This is a genomic window from Rhizobium sp. YAF28 (genome assembly GCF_052113285.1).
Classification (GTDB): Bacteria; Pseudomonadota; Alphaproteobacteria; order Rhizobiales; family Rhizobiaceae; genus Rhizobium.
Genome location: NZ_JBFRCX010000013.1, coordinates 161,832 through 180,059 on the forward strand (window position 1 = coordinate 161,832; position 18,228 = coordinate 180,059).

17 protein-coding genes are annotated in these 18,228 nt (G+C 61.0%); 4 read left to right on the plus strand and 13 right to left on the minus strand.

The genetic code is table 11. The features are described from left to right. Positions 1-100: 100 nt before the first annotated feature. From AB4Z13_RS26795 to AB4Z13_RS26855, 13 genes are all read right to left on the minus strand, one after another. Positions 101-865 carry an ABC transporter permease gene (locus AB4Z13_RS26795; protein ID WP_442207264.1) on the minus strand — a complete coding sequence of 255 codons (765 nt, stop codon included), beginning with the start codon at positions 863-865 and terminating at the stop codon, positions 101-103. 4 nt (positions 866-869) lie between these two features. Next, positions 870-1,655 carry an ABC transporter ATP-binding protein gene (locus tag AB4Z13_RS26800; protein ID WP_442207265.1) on the minus strand — a complete coding sequence of 262 codons (786 nt, stop codon included), beginning with the start codon at positions 1,653-1,655 and terminating at the stop codon, positions 870-872. Beyond that, positions 1,652-2,677 (minus strand): ABC transporter substrate-binding protein, encoded by a 1,026-nt coding sequence (locus tag AB4Z13_RS26805; protein ID WP_442207266.1) that lies wholly within the window; start codon positions 2,675-2,677, stop codon positions 1,652-1,654. The genes AB4Z13_RS26800 and AB4Z13_RS26805 overlap by 4 nt, the downstream gene beginning before the upstream one ends. Positions 2,678-2,730: 53 nt before the next feature. Beyond that, positions 2,731-3,162, minus strand: a complete 432-nt coding sequence (locus AB4Z13_RS26810; protein ID WP_113320188.1) for a VOC family protein — start codon at positions 3,160-3,162, stop codon at positions 2,731-2,733. Positions 3,163-3,267: 105 nt separating this feature from the next. Then, positions 3,268-4,128: a helix-turn-helix transcriptional regulator gene (locus AB4Z13_RS26815; RefSeq protein ID WP_442207267.1), complete on the minus strand. Its 861-nt coding sequence runs from the start codon at positions 4,126-4,128 to the stop codon at positions 3,268-3,270. A 189-nt stretch (positions 4,129-4,317) separates the two neighbouring features. Continuing rightward, positions 4,318-5,610, minus strand: coding sequence for an amidohydrolase family protein (locus AB4Z13_RS26820; protein WP_442207268.1), 1,293 nt, complete (start codon positions 5,608-5,610; stop codon positions 4,318-4,320). 37 nt (positions 5,611-5,647) lie between these two features. Further along, positions 5,648-6,592, minus strand: coding sequence for an ABC transporter permease (locus tag AB4Z13_RS26825; RefSeq protein WP_442207269.1), 945 nt, complete (start codon positions 6,590-6,592; stop codon positions 5,648-5,650). Next, entirely contained in the window at positions 6,589-7,638 is a 1,050-nt protein-coding gene (locus AB4Z13_RS26830; protein ID WP_442207270.1) for an ABC transporter permease, read from the minus strand. The genes AB4Z13_RS26825 and AB4Z13_RS26830 overlap by 4 nt, the downstream gene beginning before the upstream one ends. Continuing rightward, a complete protein-coding gene (locus AB4Z13_RS26835; RefSeq protein WP_442207271.1) occupies positions 7,628-9,157 on the minus strand; it encodes an ABC transporter ATP-binding protein in 1,530 nt (509 codons plus the stop codon). The genes AB4Z13_RS26830 and AB4Z13_RS26835 overlap by 11 nt, the downstream gene beginning before the upstream one ends. Further along, positions 9,154-10,602, minus strand: a complete 1,449-nt coding sequence (locus AB4Z13_RS26840; RefSeq protein ID WP_442207272.1) for an amidase — start codon at positions 10,600-10,602, stop codon at positions 9,154-9,156. The genes AB4Z13_RS26835 and AB4Z13_RS26840 overlap by 4 nt, the downstream gene beginning before the upstream one ends. A gap of 12 nt (positions 10,603-10,614) precedes the next feature. Continuing rightward, positions 10,615-11,601 carry a BMP family protein gene (locus AB4Z13_RS26845; protein WP_442207273.1) on the minus strand — a complete coding sequence of 329 codons (987 nt, stop codon included), beginning with the start codon at positions 11,599-11,601 and terminating at the stop codon, positions 10,615-10,617. A gap of 140 nt (positions 11,602-11,741) precedes the next feature. Beyond that, a complete protein-coding gene (locus AB4Z13_RS26850) occupies positions 11,742-12,518 on the minus strand; it encodes an SDR family oxidoreductase (protein ID WP_442207274.1) in 777 nt (258 codons plus the stop codon). A 34-nt stretch (positions 12,519-12,552) separates the two neighbouring features. Beyond that, positions 12,553-13,443 (minus strand): aldose 1-epimerase, encoded by an 891-nt coding sequence (locus AB4Z13_RS26855; RefSeq protein ID WP_442207275.1) that lies wholly within the window; start codon positions 13,441-13,443, stop codon positions 12,553-12,555. Between the two features lie 290 nt (positions 13,444-13,733). Here AB4Z13_RS26855 and AB4Z13_RS26860 point away from each other — a divergent pair, with 290 nt between their 5' ends. From AB4Z13_RS26860 to AB4Z13_RS26875, 4 genes are all read left to right on the plus strand, one after another. After that, complete coding sequence (locus AB4Z13_RS26860; RefSeq protein ID WP_113324318.1) at positions 13,734-14,717, plus strand: arabinose ABC transporter substrate-binding protein; 984 nt, start codon at positions 13,734-13,736, stop codon at positions 14,715-14,717. A gap of 66 nt (positions 14,718-14,783) precedes the next feature. After that, positions 14,784-16,289 carry an L-arabinose ABC transporter ATP-binding protein AraG gene (gene araG, locus AB4Z13_RS26865; protein WP_442207316.1) on the plus strand — a complete coding sequence of 502 codons (1,506 nt, stop codon included), beginning with the start codon at positions 14,784-14,786 and terminating at the stop codon, positions 16,287-16,289. A 16-nt stretch (positions 16,290-16,305) separates the two neighbouring features. Continuing rightward, on the plus strand, positions 16,306-17,262 hold the full coding sequence (gene araH, locus AB4Z13_RS26870; RefSeq protein ID WP_162748085.1) for an L-arabinose ABC transporter permease AraH: 957 nt from the start codon (positions 16,306-16,308) through the stop codon (positions 17,260-17,262). Between the two features lie 105 nt (positions 17,263-17,367). Continuing rightward, positions 17,368-18,141 carry a FadR/GntR family transcriptional regulator gene (locus AB4Z13_RS26875; protein ID WP_007825326.1) on the plus strand — a complete coding sequence of 258 codons (774 nt, stop codon included), beginning with the start codon at positions 17,368-17,370 and terminating at the stop codon, positions 18,139-18,141. Positions 18,142-18,228: the final 87 nt, after the last annotated feature.

Sequence of the window (18,228 nt, forward strand, 5' to 3'; positions counted from 1 at the left end):
ACGCCCGCCAAGCCGCTGAGGCTATCTGGCAGGTTGGCATTCTGCACAATGAGATCAAAATCCATTCAGACGTTCCTGCTTGTCAAAGGACATACCTAATTCAAGAGGATGCCAGCCGATGGAAGATTCGCTCGATTTGGCCAACGATCGCAAAGAAGATGATGCCGGACAGCGAGGCAAGCAGTACCGCCGCAAAGAGCCTTTCGGCTTGGTAGTTGAACGTCGACTGGATGATTACGGCGCCAAGTCCGCGATCTGATCCGATCCATTCCCCCACGATCGCGCCTATTACAGAGGTCGTTGCCGAAATCCGCAGCGAGGCGAACAGAAGCGGCACCGATCGTGGAGCCCGCAGACGCCAGAAGGTTTCCCATGGGCTCGCCGACAGAACATGCATGAGCTCCAGCTCGTTGCTTGTCGCCGATGTCAAACCACGGACCATGTTGACGAGAGTCGGGAAGAAACAAAGGAGGGCGGCGATCACGACCTTGGGTAAAATGCCGAGACCGAAGACGAGGATGATGATCGGCGCCAGGGCCAAAACCGGAATGGTATTGAAGAGCAGCACGACGGGAAAATATGCCGCCCGGACACGCGGGCTGTAGACGAAGACAATGGCAAGGATCACTGCAGTCAGATTGCCGAGAAAAAAGCCAAGAAGAGCCTCGTACCAGGTGGGTAGCGCGTTCTGGACGAGCCCCCGCCATTCACTGCCAAATGTGTGCAGGACCGAGAGTGGCGTGGGGACGATATAAGCCGGAACGCCGAGCGCCGGTAACACCCATTGCCAGACGATCAGTAATGAGAGCGCGCCGGCAACTGGAAGAATAGTCGCTTCCAACAGGGAAAGTTGGTCTCTCTTCAAGGGATTACGCTCCACCATCGCGCAGCAGCCGACGCAGTTGCGCTGCTATCTCCTGTGCCTGCGGGCTTTCCCTGCGACAGACGCCGTTTTCGTCCTTCAATGATGCCAGATCGATGAGGGCCTGGCACCGGCCAGGGTTTGCTGCAAGCACCAGTACGCGCCCTCCGAGATAAATCGCCTCGGCAATGCTGTGTGTCACGAAGAGGATCGTCGCGTGTGTCCGACGCCAGATGGAGAGAAGCTCATCATTGAGCCGGTCGCGGGTGATTTCGTCGAGCGCGCCGAAGGGCTCATCCATCAGGAGGATGTCCGGCTCGCACTGCAAGGCGCGTGCAATCGAAACGCGCTGGCGCTGTCCGCCCGAAAGCTGGTTTGGATAGCGATCCGATAGATGGGCAAGGCCGACCAACTCCAGCCAATGGTCGGCCCTTGGCTGGACCGATTTGGCTATGCGGCCTTTTCCAACCTGCAATGGCAGGCAAACATTGTCTCGCACCGTGCGCCAGGGAAGCAGGGTGGCCTCCTGGAATACAAATCCGACCTCCCGCTGTCTTCTCGCCTCCGCCGCCGACTTCCCAAGTACGGAAAGCCGCCCGTTGATCGGCAGCAGCAGATCGGCAATTGCGCGAAGGAGCGTCGACTTACCGCATCCGGACGGGCCAAGAATGGTCAGAAACTCGCCTTTGGCGACGCTGAGATCGACGCCCTCCAGAACCGCCTCACTCGATCCCGGATAGCCGAGCCCAAGGCTCCTCGCCTCGATTGCAATTTCGTTTGTCACAGGGCTCATCCGATCTTCGGACGGTCTCCTGCCGTCATCTCCAATATGGCGGTCGAAAAGCATTCATCGAGCTTTGGTGGGCCGGACTTGAACTGGCCAACCTTGTCATAGACCGGGATCTGTTCGGCGATGCCCTTGGGATCGAAGGTACCCCATCCATCCTTTGCCGTCGTCTCATCGAAGCTCAGCGACATGATCCGTGGTATCGTTTTCAACTCCACTGCCAGATCGAGCTGCGGATAGGCTTCGACCGTCAGCTTCACTGCGTCTTCTGGATGCTCGTGCGTCCATGACCAGCCCTTGGCTATGGCTCGCATTGCCTTCGCAAGCGTGTCGGAGTGCTTGTCGATCGCATCGTCGGTTGCGAAATAGACGTTGGCATAAGACGGCAGCCCCGTATCCTTCATCATCAAATCGATCCGGTCAGGTCCGATAACGGATAGAGCCTGGGTGTTGGTGATCCAGCCCGTCACCGCATCGACCTGGCCCGTCGTCAACGGCGTCATGTCGAAGCCAATGTTTGTGATCGTGAGGCTCGACGGGTCGATGTCATTCTTGAGAAGGATTGCATCAAGGACGTAGCGGGCGGTTGGCTGAATCCCGATGCGTTTGCCGACCATATCCTTGACAGCGCGGATTGGCGCCTTCGGCAGCGAGTAGAACGCGAAAGGCGCCATGCGAAATCCGCAAGCGATGATCTTGATTGGTACCCCTGAGGCGCGTGCGAGCAGCAACTGCGCCGAGTCCGAGAACTGGCCGAGCCCGGCCTGGCCGGTAACGACCGGAGGCACGGTCGCGGAGTTGGGACCCCCGGGGGAAAACTCCACCTCCAGTCCCTCAGCTTGGAAAAACCCCTTCTTCGCCGCGACGATGTCCCCGATCTGACCGTTGCTCATCAACCAGTCGTACTTGATGACAACCTTTGCGCTTTGGGCGTTCGCCCTGGTGGGTGTAAAGATACTTAGGCCGCCGGATAGAGCAGCAAGCGTAAGCGCACCGTTGGCCAAAAACCTGCGTCGGTTCATCGTCATCGCCATTCCCCTTCTGTTAACTCCCTTGCCAGCAATCGGCGGCAGAGACTTGTTTAGTCGAGATCGCCCACCGGACCGCCCTCGGCCCAGGCATAGAGTTCCCAGAGATTGTCATCAGGATCTGCAAAATAGCAGCAGCGCGCGTTCCAGCTGTAATCCTGTGGAGGCCCCTGGAAGGTGACGCCGGCAGCTGCCAATTCGGCATAGGCTGCGTCCACTGCCGCGGGAGAAGAAAGCTCGATCGCAGCGCAGGCTTTGTGAACACCGGGCGGTGCCTTCAGGCCGGATACGCCGGTATTTTGAGCAATATGGTCGATCTCCCAAAGGGCGAGGGTAACGCCCGCACCCTTGAAATCGGCAAAGCCTGGTGCGCGCCGGCGTGGCTTGAAGCCGAGGCTATCGACGTAGAAGGCCACTGCCCGGTCAATGTCTTCGACCAGAAAGCAAATATCGGTGATTGGATTAACTTGCGCAAAGGCAGACATTCGATACTCCCTTGTTGTCGAGAGTGTGTCTTGCAAACGCGGGGTGCGATTTCAAAATCGTGCGCTATTTTTTCGCAAAGCTGCTTTTCTGCGCATCAGCGCCGATCATTGGAATGACTTGCGATAGTTAGCAGGAGTTACGCCGACCATCCGGCGAAATACGCTTGAGAAATGTGCCTGACTGGAAAAGCCGATGGCATAGGCGATCTCAGAGAGAGTTTCCTTGCCATCAGCCAGGTAAATTCGAGCCTTCTCAATCCTTCGATCGAGTATGAACTGATGCGGCGGCTTCCCGACGGCCTTCTTGAATGCGCGGCTGAAATGAAAGTGGCTCATGTGGGCGACGCCGGCCAACTCATCGACGTTGAGGTCGGCACGATAAAGGTAATCCTCGACATACTCGGTCACCCGCTTCAGCTTTTCCGACGTGATCGACCGCATCCCGATAGGTGCTTTTGCCCCCAGGAGCCTGACGACCGAACAGGCGAGCGCCATGCCAAGGTGCTCCATCAAGAGAGGGTCCACGCAATCGGTTTGCTCGACGGCTGCAGCAAGTGAAAGGGCCACCTGCAAGGTGGTCGGGTCCGATGCTGCACTGAATGCATCGTCGTTGAGGCGGTCAGGGTCGAAATCTCTCAAGCCCAGGTTCTCGTAGAGCTTCGGAGCCTGGAAGATCGATATGTAGTCTGCGGCGTCGCCTTCGACTTCGAAATTTATCAAAGCCGGCTGGAAGCCCAATGTGAAGGACGGTCTATCGACAGATCTGAAATTTGCCGAACCATATCGGTGTGCATACTTCCGGTGAGCAGTGCGGTTGATCGAGATCCTGTGAAGTGAGCCCTGCGAGACCATCTCGCCGGACGAGCTGTGGTAAGTCTCTATGATGAGGTCGCGCTGAACGAACGCTTTGTATTGCTGAAGCGACGGCCGGTTTATCGAGAATATTCGCGGGTCAATGTCGAGCATATGGTGTTCTCCATCGCTCATGAAAAGCAATTTTTGCGCCAAGTGAGGAAGTCCGCATCTGTCCCTGAGTCGAATGCGACGCCCCGACAACCGCAAAGGCGCGCCGCCTCGACCGGGCGACAGCAGGCGCTCGGGGATCAGGATATGGTCGGACCGGCAACGGCGCTTCGTTCCTAGAAAAACCCGTCGTCAGCCCGGTAGGCTAGGATAGAAATCCGATGCGTCTAGCCGTGCCGGTCTGCCCTCGATCTCAAGTTCGCTCAAGCGAGGCATGCTTCGCGCGATGACCTTGCCGCGGCGGATGACGATCAGCCGGTTCGCTTTCAACCGCAGCGCTTCCAGCGGATCGCGCGCCTGAAGGATGACGAGATCGGCATTCTTACCCTTTTCCAGGCCGTAGCCTTCGAGGCCCATGGTTTTGGCGGAGTTGACGGTCAGCGCGTCGAAGATCTTCTTCTTATCCTCGATGCCGGCCATCTGCGCCACGTGGATCGCCATATGGCCGACTTCCAGCATGTCGCCGGAACCCATCGAATACCAGGGGTCCATTACGCAGTCATGGCCGAAGGAAACGTTGAGGCCGGCTTCCATCAGTTCGCGCACCCGCGTCATGCCGCGCCGCTTCGGATAGGTGTCGTGGCGGCCTTGCAGCATGATGTTGATCAGCGGATTGGGAATGACGTTGATCTCCGCCTCCGCCATCAGCGGAATGAGCTTGGAGACGTAATAATTGTCCATCGAATGCATGGAGGTCAGGTGCGAGCCGGCAACGCGACCCTGCAGGCCGAACCGCACCGTCTCTGCTGCCAGCGTCTCGATATGGCGTGACAGCGGATCGTCGGTTTCATCGCAATGCATGTCGACCGGCAGATCACGATCGGCAGCGACGCGGCAAAGAGCTGCGACGGAGGCCGCACCATCAGCCATGGTGCGCTCGAAATGTGGAATGCCGCCGACGATATCGAGGCCCATGTCCAGCGCACGGTTCAACGCTTTGACGCCCTCAGGCGCACGATAATAACCATCCTGCGGAAAGGCGACGAGCTGCAGGTCGATATAGGGGGCGACCTTCTCGCGCACCTCGATTAGCGCTTCAGCAGTCACCAGCCTGGGATCGCTGGTATCGACATGGCTGCGGATGGCGAGAAGCCCCTGCGAGACGGCGAGATCGCAATAGCGCAGCGCCCGCTCCACCAAGGCTTCGCGCGTCAGGATTGGCCGTAGTTCACCCCAGAGCGCGATACCTTCAAGCAGCGTGCCGGAGCGGTTCATGCGCGGTAGGCCAAGCGAGAGCGTTGCATCCATGTGAAAATGCGGATCGACGAAAGGCGGGCTGACGAGGCGGCCGCTCGCATCGATTTCCTCGGCCGCCTCGGCGTCGATCCCGGAAGCGACCTCGGCGATCTTGTCCTTCTGAATGGCGATATCGATGCCGCTGCGGCCATCGGGAAGATTTGCGTTTTTGATGATCAGGTCAAACATGGCGGCACCGGTCTGTTGAGGTTTCTGGGCATGGCAATCAGCGCTCGCCGCGGCGATAGGGCTGCATGAGCGCCTGCGGCACGCGGGCGCGCCGCGCCATCACGGCAAGGGCTGCGATCGACAGGAGATAGGGCGTCATCAGGAAAAGCTGATAGGGCACGTACCCTCCCAGCACCGTCTGCAGCCTCAGCTGAAAGGCATCGAAGAAGGCAAAGAGCAGGGCGCCGAAGAGGGCCCGGCCCGGCCGCCAGGAGGCGAAGACAACGAGCGCGATGGAAATCCAGCCGCGTCCCTGGACCATGGTCGGGAAGAAGCTGTTGAAGGCTGCGAGCGTCAGGAAGGCGCCGCCGACGGCCATCAGCGCACTTCCGGCAATGATCGCGCCATAGCGGATCCTGATCGGATCGATGCCTTGGGCTTCCGCCGCATGCGGATTTTCGCCTGTCATGCGGATCGTCAGGCCTAGTGGGGTTCGAAAGATCAGATAGCCCATCGCAAGCGCCAGGAAGATCGCCAGATAAGTCGGCGCTGTCTGTGCAAAGAGGGCGGGGCCGAGGAAGGGCAGGCTGGAGAGAAGCGGGATGTCGAGCGGCTGGAAGGGCACGATCGTCGGTGGCGTGCCGGCAAGCGGCACGACCAGGCGGAAGACGAAATAACTGAGGCTGGAGGCAAAGAGTGTGATGCCAAGGCCCGTGACATGCTGCGACAGGCCGAGCGTCACGGTCAAAAGCGCATGCAGCAGGCCGAAGACCGCGCCGGCGAAAGCTGCGACCAGAAGGCCGGTCCAGAGATCGGCGCCGTGGAAGACCGCAAGCCAGCCGATCATCGCCCCGAAGGTCATGATGCCTTCGATGCCGAGATTGAGCACGCCGGCCCTTTCGCAGAGAAGCGCGCCGAGCGTGCCGAAGATCAGCGGTGTCGCGATGCGCAGCACGGCGGCCCAGAGGCCTGCGGATGAGACGATGTCGATGAGAGCCATCATCTGCGGATCCTGTATTGGGTGAAGAACAGGGCAATAAGCATGGTGAGCAGCGAAACGGCAACCGTCACGTCGGCGATATAGGTCGGTATGCCGAGTGCCCGGCTCATGCCGTCGGCGCCGACGAACATCGTGGCGGTGAAGAGGGCGGCGAAGATCACGCCGATCGGGTGCAGGTTGGCGAGCATGGCGACGATGATGCCGGAATAGCCGAACCCGGGCGACAGATCCGTCGTCACATAGCCCTTCACGCCCATCACCTCGATTGCGCCGGCAAGACCCGCCAGCCCTCCGGAAAGGCAGGCGACCTTCACCAGCGTCATGCCGAGCGGCACGCCGGCAAAGGCGGCGCCGGCGGGATTGAGGCCGGCTGCGCGTGAGCGCAGACCAAAGACGGTGCGCGACTGGAGGAGGTGGACGGCGAGCGCAATGAAGATGGCGATGATGAAGCCGACATGCAGCCGCGAACTCGCCACCAGCTTCGGTAGCAGCGCATGATCGCTAACCGGCATGGATTGCGGCCAGCCGAAGGCGAGCGGATCCTTCAGCACACCATCGATCAGCATGGAAACGAAGAGCAGGGCGACGAAATTCAAAAGCAGGCTGGTCACCACTTCATCGACTGAAAAGCGCAGCCGCAGCCAGAGCGGCACGAGGATCAGCACCATCCCGGCGACGGCGCCCGCAATCAGCAAGGCGGGGATAAGCAACGCTGTGGGCAGTCCGGCCAAGAGCTTGGAGCCGAGTGCGGCAACTGTAATGGCGCCAAGATAGAACTGGCCTTCGGCGCCGATATTCCAGAGCCGGGCGCGGAAGGCGACGGCTGCGGCAAGGCCGGTCAGCATCAGCGGTGTGGCCCGCGTCAGCGTCTCGGTCGCCGAAAGCCGCGTGCCGAAGGCGCCGGTGAGGATACGCCGATAGGCTTCGAACACGGGCGCGCCGGCAAGCGCAATCAGGATGCCAGCAATGGCGAGTGCGGCGATGACGGCGGCAATGGGTCCCGCTATGACCAGATAGAGCGGGCGGTGATCGCGGCGTTCAAGTCGCATGCTGGGCCTCGGACGTCCATTCGCCTGACATCATCAGGCCGAGTTTTCTGGGATCGGCACTTTCCGCATCGATGGGCGGCGACAGGCGCCCCTTGACGATCGCCTGGATGCGATCGGCAAGGCCGATCACCTCGTCCAGATCCTCTGATATCAGAAGCACGGCCGTGCCCTCCTTGCGTGCCTGCAATATCCTTGCATGGACAGCCGCGACGGCGCCCTCGTCGAGCCCGCGTGTCGGCTGCGCCGCAATCAGGATCTTCGGCCTGTCATGCAGGTTGCGGCCGAGGATGAGCTTCTGCATGTTGCCGCCCGATAGAAGCCGCGTGCGTGTCGCCGGGCCGCCACCGCGTATATCGAATTCTGCGATGATCTCCTGGGCGAAGGCCATGCCGGCCTTGCGGTCGACCAGCCCGTGACGCGAAAAGCGCGGCGAGGTGATGCGCTCCAGCACGGCATTTTCCCAGACAGCGAGTTCGCCGATCGCGCCTTCCTTGTTGCGATCCTCAGGTATGCGGCCGATGCCGGCAGTAATCAGGCTTTCGACGCCGATTTCGGTGACCGGCTGTCCGAACAGCAGGATCTCCCCGCTGCTCAAGCCGGTAAGTCCGCTGACGAGATGGCTGAGCGTCGCCTGGCCATTGCCGGAGACGCCGATAATGCCGAGCGTTTCGCCGGCATGAAGCTGCAAGCTGATTTCCTTCAGCCGCTCCTGGCCGCTGTCGTAAACGGTGACGCCGACGGCTTCGAAGACGACAGCACCGGGCGTTGACGCCTCACGCACGGGGCGTGTCACCCGCCTGCCGACCATGAGTTCTGCGAGCTCGGACTTGCTGGTCTGACCGGTCAGCCGTTCGGCGACGACCTTTCCGCCGCGCAGCACGACGACGCGGTCAGCTGCGCTGATCACCTCGTCCAGCTTGTGTGAGATGAAGATCAGCGACAGCCCCTGCCGCGCCATTTCCCGAAGCGTCCGGAAGAGACGTTCCGCCTCGATGTTGGTCAGCACCGCCGTCGGCTCGTCGAGGATCAGGATGCGGGCGTCGTTATAGAGCGCCTTGAGGATTTCGACGCGCTGCTGTTCGCCGACTGAGAGATCGCCGAGCCGGGCATCGGGATTGACGTCGAGGCCGAAGCGCGAAGAGATCGACAGCAGTTTAGCACGGCCGGCCGCCTTCTCCGACTTCCAGGACCAGAGCTTTTCCGTTCCCGTCATGACGTTTTCGAGCACCGTCAGGTTCGGCGCCAGGGAAAAATGCTGGTGCACCATGCCGATGCCGGCGCGGATCGCCGCCCGCGGCCGGCCGGCCGGCAATTCGGTGCCCTCGATATGGATCGTTCCCGCATCCGGTACATAGTGGCCGAAGAGGATGCTCATCAATGTCGTCTTGCCGGCGCCGTTTTCGCCGAGCAGCGCCAGCACTTCGCCCTTGGCGAGGCTCAGCGAAATATCCTCATTGGCCTGGATGGCGCCAAAGCGCTTGCTGATGCCGGCAAGCTGAAGCACGGGAGCTGATGTCATGGGGCAAGTCCCGCAATGGCATGGGGATGGATCCAACGTTGCTCGGCTTCCAGCCGCGAGGCAAGGGCAAGCAATATGGGTTCCCCGCCCATTGGTGCCATTAGCTGAAGGGGAAGCGGCATTGCGTCCGCATCGTGTCCATAAGGCAGGGTCAGCGCCGGAAAGCCGGATATATTGGCAAGGCAGGCGAGCGGCGCAAAGCGCGCCATGCGGTTCAGATGCAGCTCCGTTTCGTGATGATCGGTCGGAAAAGAGCCGATCGGCAGCGGCGCTGTGGCAAGCATGGGTGTGAGCAGGCAATCGATGCCATCGAACAGCCGCCAGAGATCATGGCTGACATGCGGCATGGCGCTGAGGGCCTGCCAGAGCGCGGTCGGCTCAAGCGCTGCCCCACGCGCCGCAAAGGCGGCGGTCAGCGGCTCGGCTTTCGAAACGTCGAGATGCAGGCTTTCGACGAGCCATGCCAGATTGATCGAAATGATATCTGCGAAAATGGCGGCACTTGCAGCGACGCTTGCTGCAAGCCGCTCCCATTCAACGGTGACGATCTCATGCCCGTCCTGTTCGAGGCTGCGGGCCGCGGCTTCGACGGCTTCCTGGCGTGCCGGCTCGGTGGGGAAATCGCTGCTGGTCTGCGTCAGCAGGCCGATGCGCAGGTGGAGTTTTTCGTTCTTCTCGAGGGCCGGTTCCGCATAGGGACCGGCGGGTTTTCCGCGCAAGGCTTCGAAGATCGCACCTGCGTCGCGAACGGAACGGCAGACGGCGAGCTCGCTGGCGATGCCGCCGAGATGATTGACGAAACCCGGACCGCCGGGAATGGCGCCGCGGCTGGCTTTCAGGCCGACGAGCCCGCAGCATGCCGCGGGCACGCGGATCGAGCCGCCGGCATCCGTTGCGTGGGCGATTGCGACGATACCGGCTGCGACGGCCGCAGCCGCACCGCCGGAGGAACCGCCCGCCGTGCGGGAGGGATCGAGCGGATTGCGACAGACGGGCCCGCGCACCGGCTCGCTTGCAAGCGAGAGGCCAACTTCCGGGCTGGTGGTAAGGCCAAACAGGCTGAAACCGGCCTGCCGGAAGCGCGCCGCGAGGTCGGAATCGGCCGACGGATCGAGCATCCCGTCGAAGAGCCGCGAGCCGGCACGAACGGCCAGCCCCTTGAATGGGCCACCGAGATCCTTGGCAAGCGTCGGCACGCCGGCAAAGCGCCGGGCGGAGAAAGTGGCGGGATTGTTTCTGAATTCGCGATCGAGCGCAGCGGCATCCGCCGTGCCTAGCGCTTCGTCGATATGACAGATCGCGCCAAGCGCCTCGTTGGCCCTGGCGGCTGAAATCGCCTGCTTCATCGCCTCGGCACAACCAAGTGCATCGCTCCTGATCCGGGCGGCGAGCGCAATCGCGTCGCCGCCCGGTATCGAGCCCTTGCTTGCATCAGTCCCGTTCATGTGGATGCCGGCTTATTTCGGCTCCTCGGGCATGATGGGCACTTCGAAGGCGCCGGACTTGATGGCGGCGCGCTTGGCCTCCATCGCCGCTTCGGCGTCCGCCGGTGCGACGCCCTTGACGTAGACGATATCGCTGCCGCCTTCCTTCATCAGGCCGAAGCGCGTGTAATTGTTGCCGGTCGGCTTGCCGGCCTTCACATCGGCGATCGCTGCATTGAGGATCGGACGGAAGCCCCAGATGGCGTTGGCAAAGACGGTGTCCGGATAACGCGGCGTATAGTCGATCAGCGAACCGACGGACTTGATGCCGCGCTCCTTGGCGGCGTCCGCCGTGCCGATACGTTCGCCGAACAGGATGTCGGCGCCGGCGTCGATCTGGGCGAGGCCCGCTTCGCGCGCCTTTGGCGGATCGAAGAAGGTGCCGATGAAGGCCACCAGATGCTTTGCGTCCGGGCGGACTTCCTTCACGCCGGCGGCAAAAGCGTTCATCAGCATGTTGACCTCGGGGATCGGCAGCGCGCCGACCGAGCCGACGATGCCGGACTTTGTCATTTTACCGGCGAGCATGCCGGCGAGATAGGCGCCGTCATGGTTCCAGGTGCCGAAGACGCCGAAATTGTCGCCCGATGCTTCGCCGCTCGAACCCAGCATGAAGGCGGTTTTCGGATAATCGGCAGCAACCTGGCGGGCTTCCCGCTCGACGGCATAGGCCTCGCCGACGATCAGCGCGTTGCCCTGTTCGGCATATTCGCGCATAGCGCGGGGATAGTCGGTGCCCGAAACGCCTTCCGAGAAGACATAGTCGATCACGCCTTCGGAAGCGGCATCCTGCAGCGCCTTGTGCAGACAGGAATTCCAGGCATTTTCCACCGGCGAGGCATGGATGCCGGCAACTTTGAGTTTTTCCTGCGCCCAGAGCCTGGGTGCAAAGGCGGTCGCGCCGAGTGCCATGCCGGAGGCGAGCACCGTGCGGCGGGAGATAGTGATCTGATTTTTCATGAGTTCCCCTCTTTTTTACCAGATGGATAAAACTCTATGGATCGCCCAAAATTGTGTCAAGTAATGCTGCTGCGCAAAAACTAGACAATGGTTATGAGCGCCCGCGCTCTGAGGCCAGAGAGAGGAGAAAAGGCCCGCTATTATTGGTGCTGCATGACACTCAAGCCGCCGTCGATCGTCAGGCAAGTGGCATTCATGAAGCTGCATTCGTCCGAGATCATGAAGACTGCGGCCATGGCGATTTCCTGCGGCGTGGCGATACGCCCACCCGGATGCAGCTTCATCGTATCGGCCTTGGCCTTTTCCGGATCGGGGAAACTGTTCCAGTAATCGATGACCTTCTGGGTCGAGACGTAGCCGGGAGCAATCGCGTTTACCCGCACGTTTTGGGGGGCATATTCGATGCCGAGAGACTTGGTCATGCCGAGCAACGCATGTTTGGCGAGCGGGTAGGGGAAGGTGTGGGGAATGATGGTGAAGGCGTGCGTCGAGGCGATGTTGAGGATCACCCCGCCGCCTTCCGAAATCAGGTACGGCAGAACCGAACGGCAGCAGTGCCAGGCGCCCTTGAGATTGATGTCGAAGCAGCGCTGCCACTCTTCGTCCGTCGTCTGCAAGGGTTCGGCAAAGACGTTGACGCCGGCATTGTTGACGAGGGCATTGATGCTGCCGATCTGCTCTTCCGCCTTGCCAACGGCCGCCTCTATAGCCGAAACATCGCTGATGTCGGCCGCCTGAAAGCCAAGTACAGTGCCCTTTGATGCGAGTGCTGCGGCTGTCTCTTCGAGCAGCGTTTCATCGCGGTCGACGAGGAAGAGGCGGGCATCCTCGGCGGCATATGCTTCAGCGATCGCCTTTCCGATCCCTTGCGCGGCACCCGTGATGAAGACCCGTTTTCCGGAAAGGCGGTTTGTCATCGTCTGTCTCCTCTTTACGCTCGTTCTCTTGTGATCAGGATATGGCCTGCGGCTGCAGGCGGATCGAGCCTTCCAAGCTTTCGCCCGGCTGCAAGACCTTGAGATCGCCCAATCCGGGAAGATTATGCCCGTTGGCGAGATGGGACATCGGTTCGAAGCAGAAATAATCCTGGCGGAATCCGGGGTCGAAGCGCTCGTCCGACAGGAAGACGACCGCGTGGCGGAAGATCGGGTCTGCCGCCAGGTCAAGCGCGGCACGGCTCTCGGGCCAGGTAATGCGCGCATTACCGCTCCAGCCCTCGAAGCCGTTATTGATCCAGCGCCGCGGCAGGGGCGCGGGCTGCGAGAAATCGAGATCGGCAGGGATCTTGGCCGGTTCGCCTGGCAGCCAGCCCTCCGTCTCGGTCCAGAAGCGCTGTGCCTTGGCAAGAAGCGTCGTCTGTTCCGTTAACGGAAAGAACGGATGCCAGCCGAGCCCGAAGGGCAGGGCCGCCTCACCGGTATTCTCCACGCTCATATGCAGCTTTAGCCCCTTGCCCGACAATCTGAAGCTCTGCTTCGCCTTATAACTGTATGGCGAACCGTCCGCCCGGTGGCGGAAACCGAGCTCAGCCTCTGTGGCACTCTCGGAAAGAAGCGCCCAATCGGCCAGCCAGCCATCTCCGTGGAGGTAGTGTGGGTCCCAGAACGTGTTCGGCTGAAGGCTGTAGTCGCGTCCTTCGAAACTGAAGCGATTGTTCCTCACCCGATTGCCGAAGGGCACGAGCGGATAGCAGGCCGACGACAGTGCATCGACGTCATCGGCTGCCGGCCTCAGAAGCGGAATTTTCCGGCCATCCCGCATCCAGGAGAAATCAAGGAGCACACCGCCGGCCGTCGAGAGACGGGCCGAAAGTGCACCGTCCTGCAAATCGATGATCGCCATGAAACAATGCCTTCCCCACGGATCGAGGCTGATCCGGACTGAGGCGGCACCCTATAATCGGTCGATTGATTGTCAATATAGATAGGATTTATTTTGCATATCCGGCGGCGTTCGAGCCTAAGTTTCTGGTGATTTCGGCGAGTTGAGCCACGCCAATATGAATTTAGTCGGCTTTTCACCCGCTGAATCGCATAAATAATCATACATAAATCTTGACTGGTATGATGTTTCTTTTTATTCAATGGCTGCTGCCGAGTGAGCGGCAGATCGAGATTTTAGGGAGAGAGATTATGCGCTTCTTCAAAGCAGCCATCCTCGCTGGCGCCTTTGCCGTTCTGGCCGCCGGCTCCGTCCTGGCGGAGGATGTCAAGATCGGTTTCATCGTGAAGCAGCCGGAAGAGCCCTGGTTCCAGGACGAATGGAAATTCGCCGACCAGGCCGCCAAGGAAAAGGGTTTCACCGTCGTCAAGATCGGTGCCGAAGATGGTGAGAAGGTCCAGTCGGCGATCGACAATCTCGGTGCGCAGGGCGCTCAGGGCTTCATCATCTGCACGCCTGACGTCAAGCTCGGCCCCGGCATCGTCGCCAAGGCCGCCGCCAACCAGCTTAAGCTGATGACGGTCGACGACCGTCTGGTCGGTGCCGATGGCAAGCCGCTGGAAGACGTGCCGCATATGGGCATTTCCGCTACCAAGATCGGCGAAGGCGTTGGCCAGGCAATCGTCGACGAAATGAAGAAGCGCGGCTGGGACATGAAGAATGTCGGCGCAATCCGCGTCTCCTATGACCAGCTCCCGACCGCCGTCGATCGCGTCGAAGGCGCGATCTCGGTGCTGAAGGCCGCCGGCTTCCCGGCTGAAAATATCTATGACGCGCCGCAGGCAAAGACCGATACGGAAGCAGCGCTCAACGCTGCGACGACCGTTCTCAACAAGCATGCCGACGTGAAATACTGGGTCGCCTTCGGCCTTAACGACGAGGCCGTGCTCGGCGCCGTGCGTGCCTCGGAATCGGTCGGTATCCCCACCGACAACATGATTGGCGTTGGTATCGGCGGTGCGGAATCGGCGATCAACGAGTTCAAGAAGCCCTCGGCCACCGGCTTCTTCGGCACGGTCATTATCTCGCCGAAGCGCCACGGCTATGAGACCGCGCTCGACATGTATGACTGGATCGCCAACGGCAAGGAGCCGGCAAAGGTGACGTTGACCTCGGGTTCCCTGGCGTTGCGCGGCGATTATGAAAAGGTTCGCAAGGACCTCGGCATCGAATAATCATCCCCTGATAATTTCATCCCGGCGGCATTTCAGGCCGCCGGGTTCATTCCCGGTGGAGCGATGATGGCTTTCCTCGAATTCCAAACCATTTCCAAGGGCTATCCGGGCGTTCAGGCGCTCTCCAACGTCTCCTTCGGCGTCGAAAAGGGCGCCGTACATGGTCTGATGGGCGAAAACGGCGCCGGCAAGTCCACCCTGATCCGCGTACTCTCGGGCGACCAGTCAGCCGACGAAGGTAGCATTCTCATCGATGGCGTCGAGCAGAAATACAGCTCCGTCCGCGATGCCTTCCATGCCGGCGTCATCGTCATCCATCAGGAACTTCAGCTCGTTCCGGAACTGACGGTTGCCGAAAACCTCTGGCTTGGTCGCTTTCCAGGCAAGGCCGGTGTCATCAATGGCAAGACGCTGATCGAGACGGTGAGCGCCAGGCTCGACGAGATCGGCATCGACGTCGATCCCACGGCAAAGGTGTCTTCTCTTTCGATCGGCGCCCGCCAGATGGTGGAGATCGCCAAGGCCGTCATGCTCGATGCGCGCGTCATCGCGCTCGACGAGCCGACCTCGTCGCTATCCTCGCGCGAAAGCGAAATCCTGTTTTCCCTGATCGGCAAGCTGAAAGCCAAGGGCATCGTTATCCTCTATGTCTCTCATCGCCTCGACGAGATCTTCCGGCTCTGCGACAGCCTGACCGTCCTGCGTGACGGCAAGCTTGCCGCCCACCATCCAAAAGTCGCCGAGACGACGCGCGAGCAGATCATCGCCGAAATGGTGGGGCGTGAGATCAACAATATCTGGGGCTGGCGCGAGCGCCCGCTTGGCGAGACGCGTCTTGAGGTCAAGAACCTCGCCGGCTCGAAGCTCCGTAACCCCATCAGCTTTTCCGTCCGCAAGGGCGAAATACTCGGCTTCTTCGGCCTGATCGGTGCCGGGCGAAGCGAAATGGCGCGCCTGCTCTACGGCGCCGACCGCCGTCATCAGGGCAGTGTTGCGATCGATGGCGTTGCTGTTTCTCCCAACAATCCGAAGGCGGCGATCAATGCTGGCATGGTTCTCTGCCCGGAGGACCGCAAGTTCGACGGCATCATTCAGGGCCGCTCGATCGAGGAAAATATCGCGATCTCCTCGCGCCGGCATTTCTCGCCCTTCGGTGTTCTGAACCCGAAGAAGGAGGCCGCCGTCGCCGACCAGTTCATCGCCAAGCTTCGAGTGCGTACGCCCTCGCGCAAGCAGGACATCATCAATCTCTCCGGCGGCAACCAACAGAAGGTCATTCTCGGCCGCTGGCTCTCGGAACAGGGTGTCAAGGTGCTGGTCATCGACGAGCCGACGCGCGGCATCGATGTCGGCGCCAAGTCGGAAATCTATGAAATCCTCTACGAGCTCGCAGCCGGCGGCATGGCGATCGTCGTCATCTCAAGTGAACTGCCCGAAGTCATGGGCATTTCCGATCGCATCATCGTCATGTGCCAGGGCCGCGTTGCCGCCGACGTGGCGCGCGCCGATTTCAACGAACGCAGCATTCTGACCGCGGCCCTCCCCGACAAGAATGCCGCCGGTACCATCTAATTCAGGAACAGCAGTGATGAACGCGTTGAAAAAAGTCCTTCTCGGCGAACAGGGTCTGGTAGTGATCTTCGCGATCGCTTTCGTGATCGTCTCACTGACCGTGCCGAGCTTCCTGACCGAACGCAACATGCTGGGCCTGCTGCAGTCGGTGGTAACGATCGGCATCGTCGCCTGCACCATGATGTTCTGCCTTGCCTCGCGCGACTTCGACCTTTCGGTCGGCTCGACCGTCGCCTTTTCCGGCATGATCGCCGTCATGGTATCGAACGCGACCGGCTCCATTCCGCTTGGCCTGCTGGCAGCGCTTGTTTGCGGCAGCATCGTCGGCGTCGTCAACGGCGTCGTCATCGCCCGTTTCCGCATCAATGCGCTGATCACGACGCTCGCGACCATGCAGATCGTCCGCGGTCTGGCGCTGATCGCCTCTGACGGGCGCGCCGTCGGCATCAACGATCCGGCCTTCTACCAGCTGGCGCTGTCGCGCTTTTTGACGGTGCCGACGCCGATCTGGATCATGGCTCTGCTCTTCATCATCTTCGGCTTCGTCTTGAACCGCACCGTCTTCGGCAAGAACACGCTGGCGATCGGCGGCAATCCGGAGGCTTCGCGCCTCGCCGGCGTCAATGTCGTCACCATGCGCATCTGGATCTTCGCACTGCAGGGCTTCGTCTGCGCCATCGCCGGCATTCTGCTCGCCTCGCGCATCACGTCCGGCCAGCCCAATGCGGCGACCGGCCTGGAACTCTCCGTCATCTCGGCCTGCGTGCTCGGCGGCGTGTCGCTTGCCGGTGGCCGCGCGGCGATGACCGGCGTCATCGTCGGCGTGCTGATCATGGGCATTGCCGAAAACGTCATGAACCTGCTCAACATCCAGGCCTTCTATCAATATGTGGTGCGCGGTCTTATTCTTCTGATCGCCGTCCTGCTCGACAATATGCGCTCGTCGGCTGCCGGGCGCGGCAGTCGCGCGTGATGACCAGATTTCTTGGGAGAAGCCCACTGAGCCTATTGTTGCACATTGATGAGAAAGCATGGCGCTGCTCATGGTGACAACGAGACCAGCGGTACGGGGGACGTTATGAGCACGCGATCAGGACTTCTGCGAACGGGGACTACGTCAGCCAACCTGGAACAGGGGCGGCGCACGGTGCGCGAGGAGCTGTTGAAGAAGCTCATCGGGCAGATCGTATCCGGTGACATTGCCGAAGGCTCGCTGTTGCCGAACGAAGCGGAGCTTTCCGAGGTCTATGGCGTCAGCCGCACCAGCCTTCGGGAGGCGATGCAATATCTGTCGGCTCTCGGCATGATCCGCTCCCGCACGCGTGCCGGCACCAGCGTGCTGCCGCGCGAGAACTGGAACTATCTTGATCCGATGGTCCTCGATGCGACGCTCGAATTCAGCGACGACCGCAGCTTTTACGATTCGCTCCTCGATGCCCGTCAGCTTCTGGAGCCCGCAGCAGCCGCACAGGCGGCTGCGAACGCCACAGCCAAGCAGCTCGCCCAGATCGCCGAAGCCTTCGAGGACATGGTGGCCGCCAACGCCCGTGACAACGAGGCCTGGAGCCAGGCCGACCTCGAATTCCACACTGCCATCATCAATGCCAGCGGCAACTGGGTGTTCCGCCAGTTCGCCACCGCCATCCGCGCTGCCCTGCTCGCAAGCTTTCGCCTGACCAACCGGGCAAGCCAGAGCCATGACTATGCCATCGCCCGGCATCAGGATGTGCTCGACGCCATCCGTATGCGGCGGCCCGATGCGGCGCGTTTTGCCATGGAGCAGCTGATCGGCACGGCGCGGATGGAGTTGAGCGACGCCTTGCGCGTCGGCAAGCCGGGCAAACAGGAATAGGCGCCCGTCTCCCGCCGGGGTAAAGGAACATTCAAAATTCCATCTGCCGACAGAAAGTATATTAAGTTTGAAGTCCTTTTGCGGATT

Bases quoted from the DNA above. Each gene is read 5' to 3' on its own strand.
- AB4Z13_RS26805 (WP_442207266.1), bottom strand. From the start codon at position 2,677: ATGACGATGAACCGACGCAGGTTTTTGGCCAACGGTGCGCTTACGCTT.
- AB4Z13_RS26815 (WP_442207267.1), bottom strand. From the start codon at position 4,128: ATGCTCGACATTGACCCGCGAATATTCTCGATAAACCGGCCGTCGCTT.
- araG (WP_442207316.1), top strand. From the start codon at position 14,784: ATGGCTTTCCTCGAATTCCAAACCATTTCCAAGGGCTATCCGGGCGTT.
- AB4Z13_RS26855 (WP_442207275.1), bottom strand. From the start codon at position 13,443: ATGGCGATCATCGATTTGCAGGACGGTGCACTTTCGGCCCGTCTCTCG.
- AB4Z13_RS26830 (WP_442207270.1), bottom strand. From the start codon at position 7,638: ATGCGACTTGAACGCCGCGATCACCGCCCGCTCTATCTGGTCATAGCG.
- AB4Z13_RS26850 (WP_442207274.1), bottom strand. From the start codon at position 12,518: ATGACAAACCGCCTTTCCGGAAAACGGGTCTTCATCACGGGTGCCGCG.
- AB4Z13_RS26860 (WP_113324318.1), top strand. From the start codon at position 13,734: ATGCGCTTCTTCAAAGCAGCCATCCTCGCTGGCGCCTTTGCCGTTCTG.
- AB4Z13_RS26800 (WP_442207265.1), bottom strand. From the start codon at position 1,655: ATGAGCCCTGTGACAAACGAAATTGCAATCGAGGCGAGGAGCCTTGGG.
- AB4Z13_RS26825 (WP_442207269.1), bottom strand. From the start codon at position 6,592: ATGATGGCTCTCATCGACATCGTCTCATCCGCAGGCCTCTGGGCCGCC.
- AB4Z13_RS26840 (WP_442207272.1), bottom strand. From the start codon at position 10,602: ATGAACGGGACTGATGCAAGCAAGGGCTCGATACCGGGCGGCGACGCG.
- AB4Z13_RS26810 (WP_113320188.1), bottom strand. From the start codon at position 3,162: ATGTCTGCCTTTGCGCAAGTTAATCCAATCACCGATATTTGCTTTCTG.
- AB4Z13_RS26875 (WP_007825326.1), top strand. From the start codon at position 17,368: ATGAGCACGCGATCAGGACTTCTGCGAACGGGGACTACGTCAGCCAAC.
- AB4Z13_RS26835 (WP_442207271.1), bottom strand. From the start codon at position 9,157: ATGACATCAGCTCCCGTGCTTCAGCTTGCCGGCATCAGCAAGCGCTTT.
- AB4Z13_RS26820 (WP_442207268.1), bottom strand. From the start codon at position 5,610: ATGTTTGACCTGATCATCAAAAACGCAAATCTTCCCGATGGCCGCAGC.
- AB4Z13_RS26845 (WP_442207273.1), bottom strand. From the start codon at position 11,601: ATGAAAAATCAGATCACTATCTCCCGCCGCACGGTGCTCGCCTCCGGC.
- araH (WP_162748085.1), top strand. From the start codon at position 16,306: ATGAACGCGTTGAAAAAAGTCCTTCTCGGCGAACAGGGTCTGGTAGTG.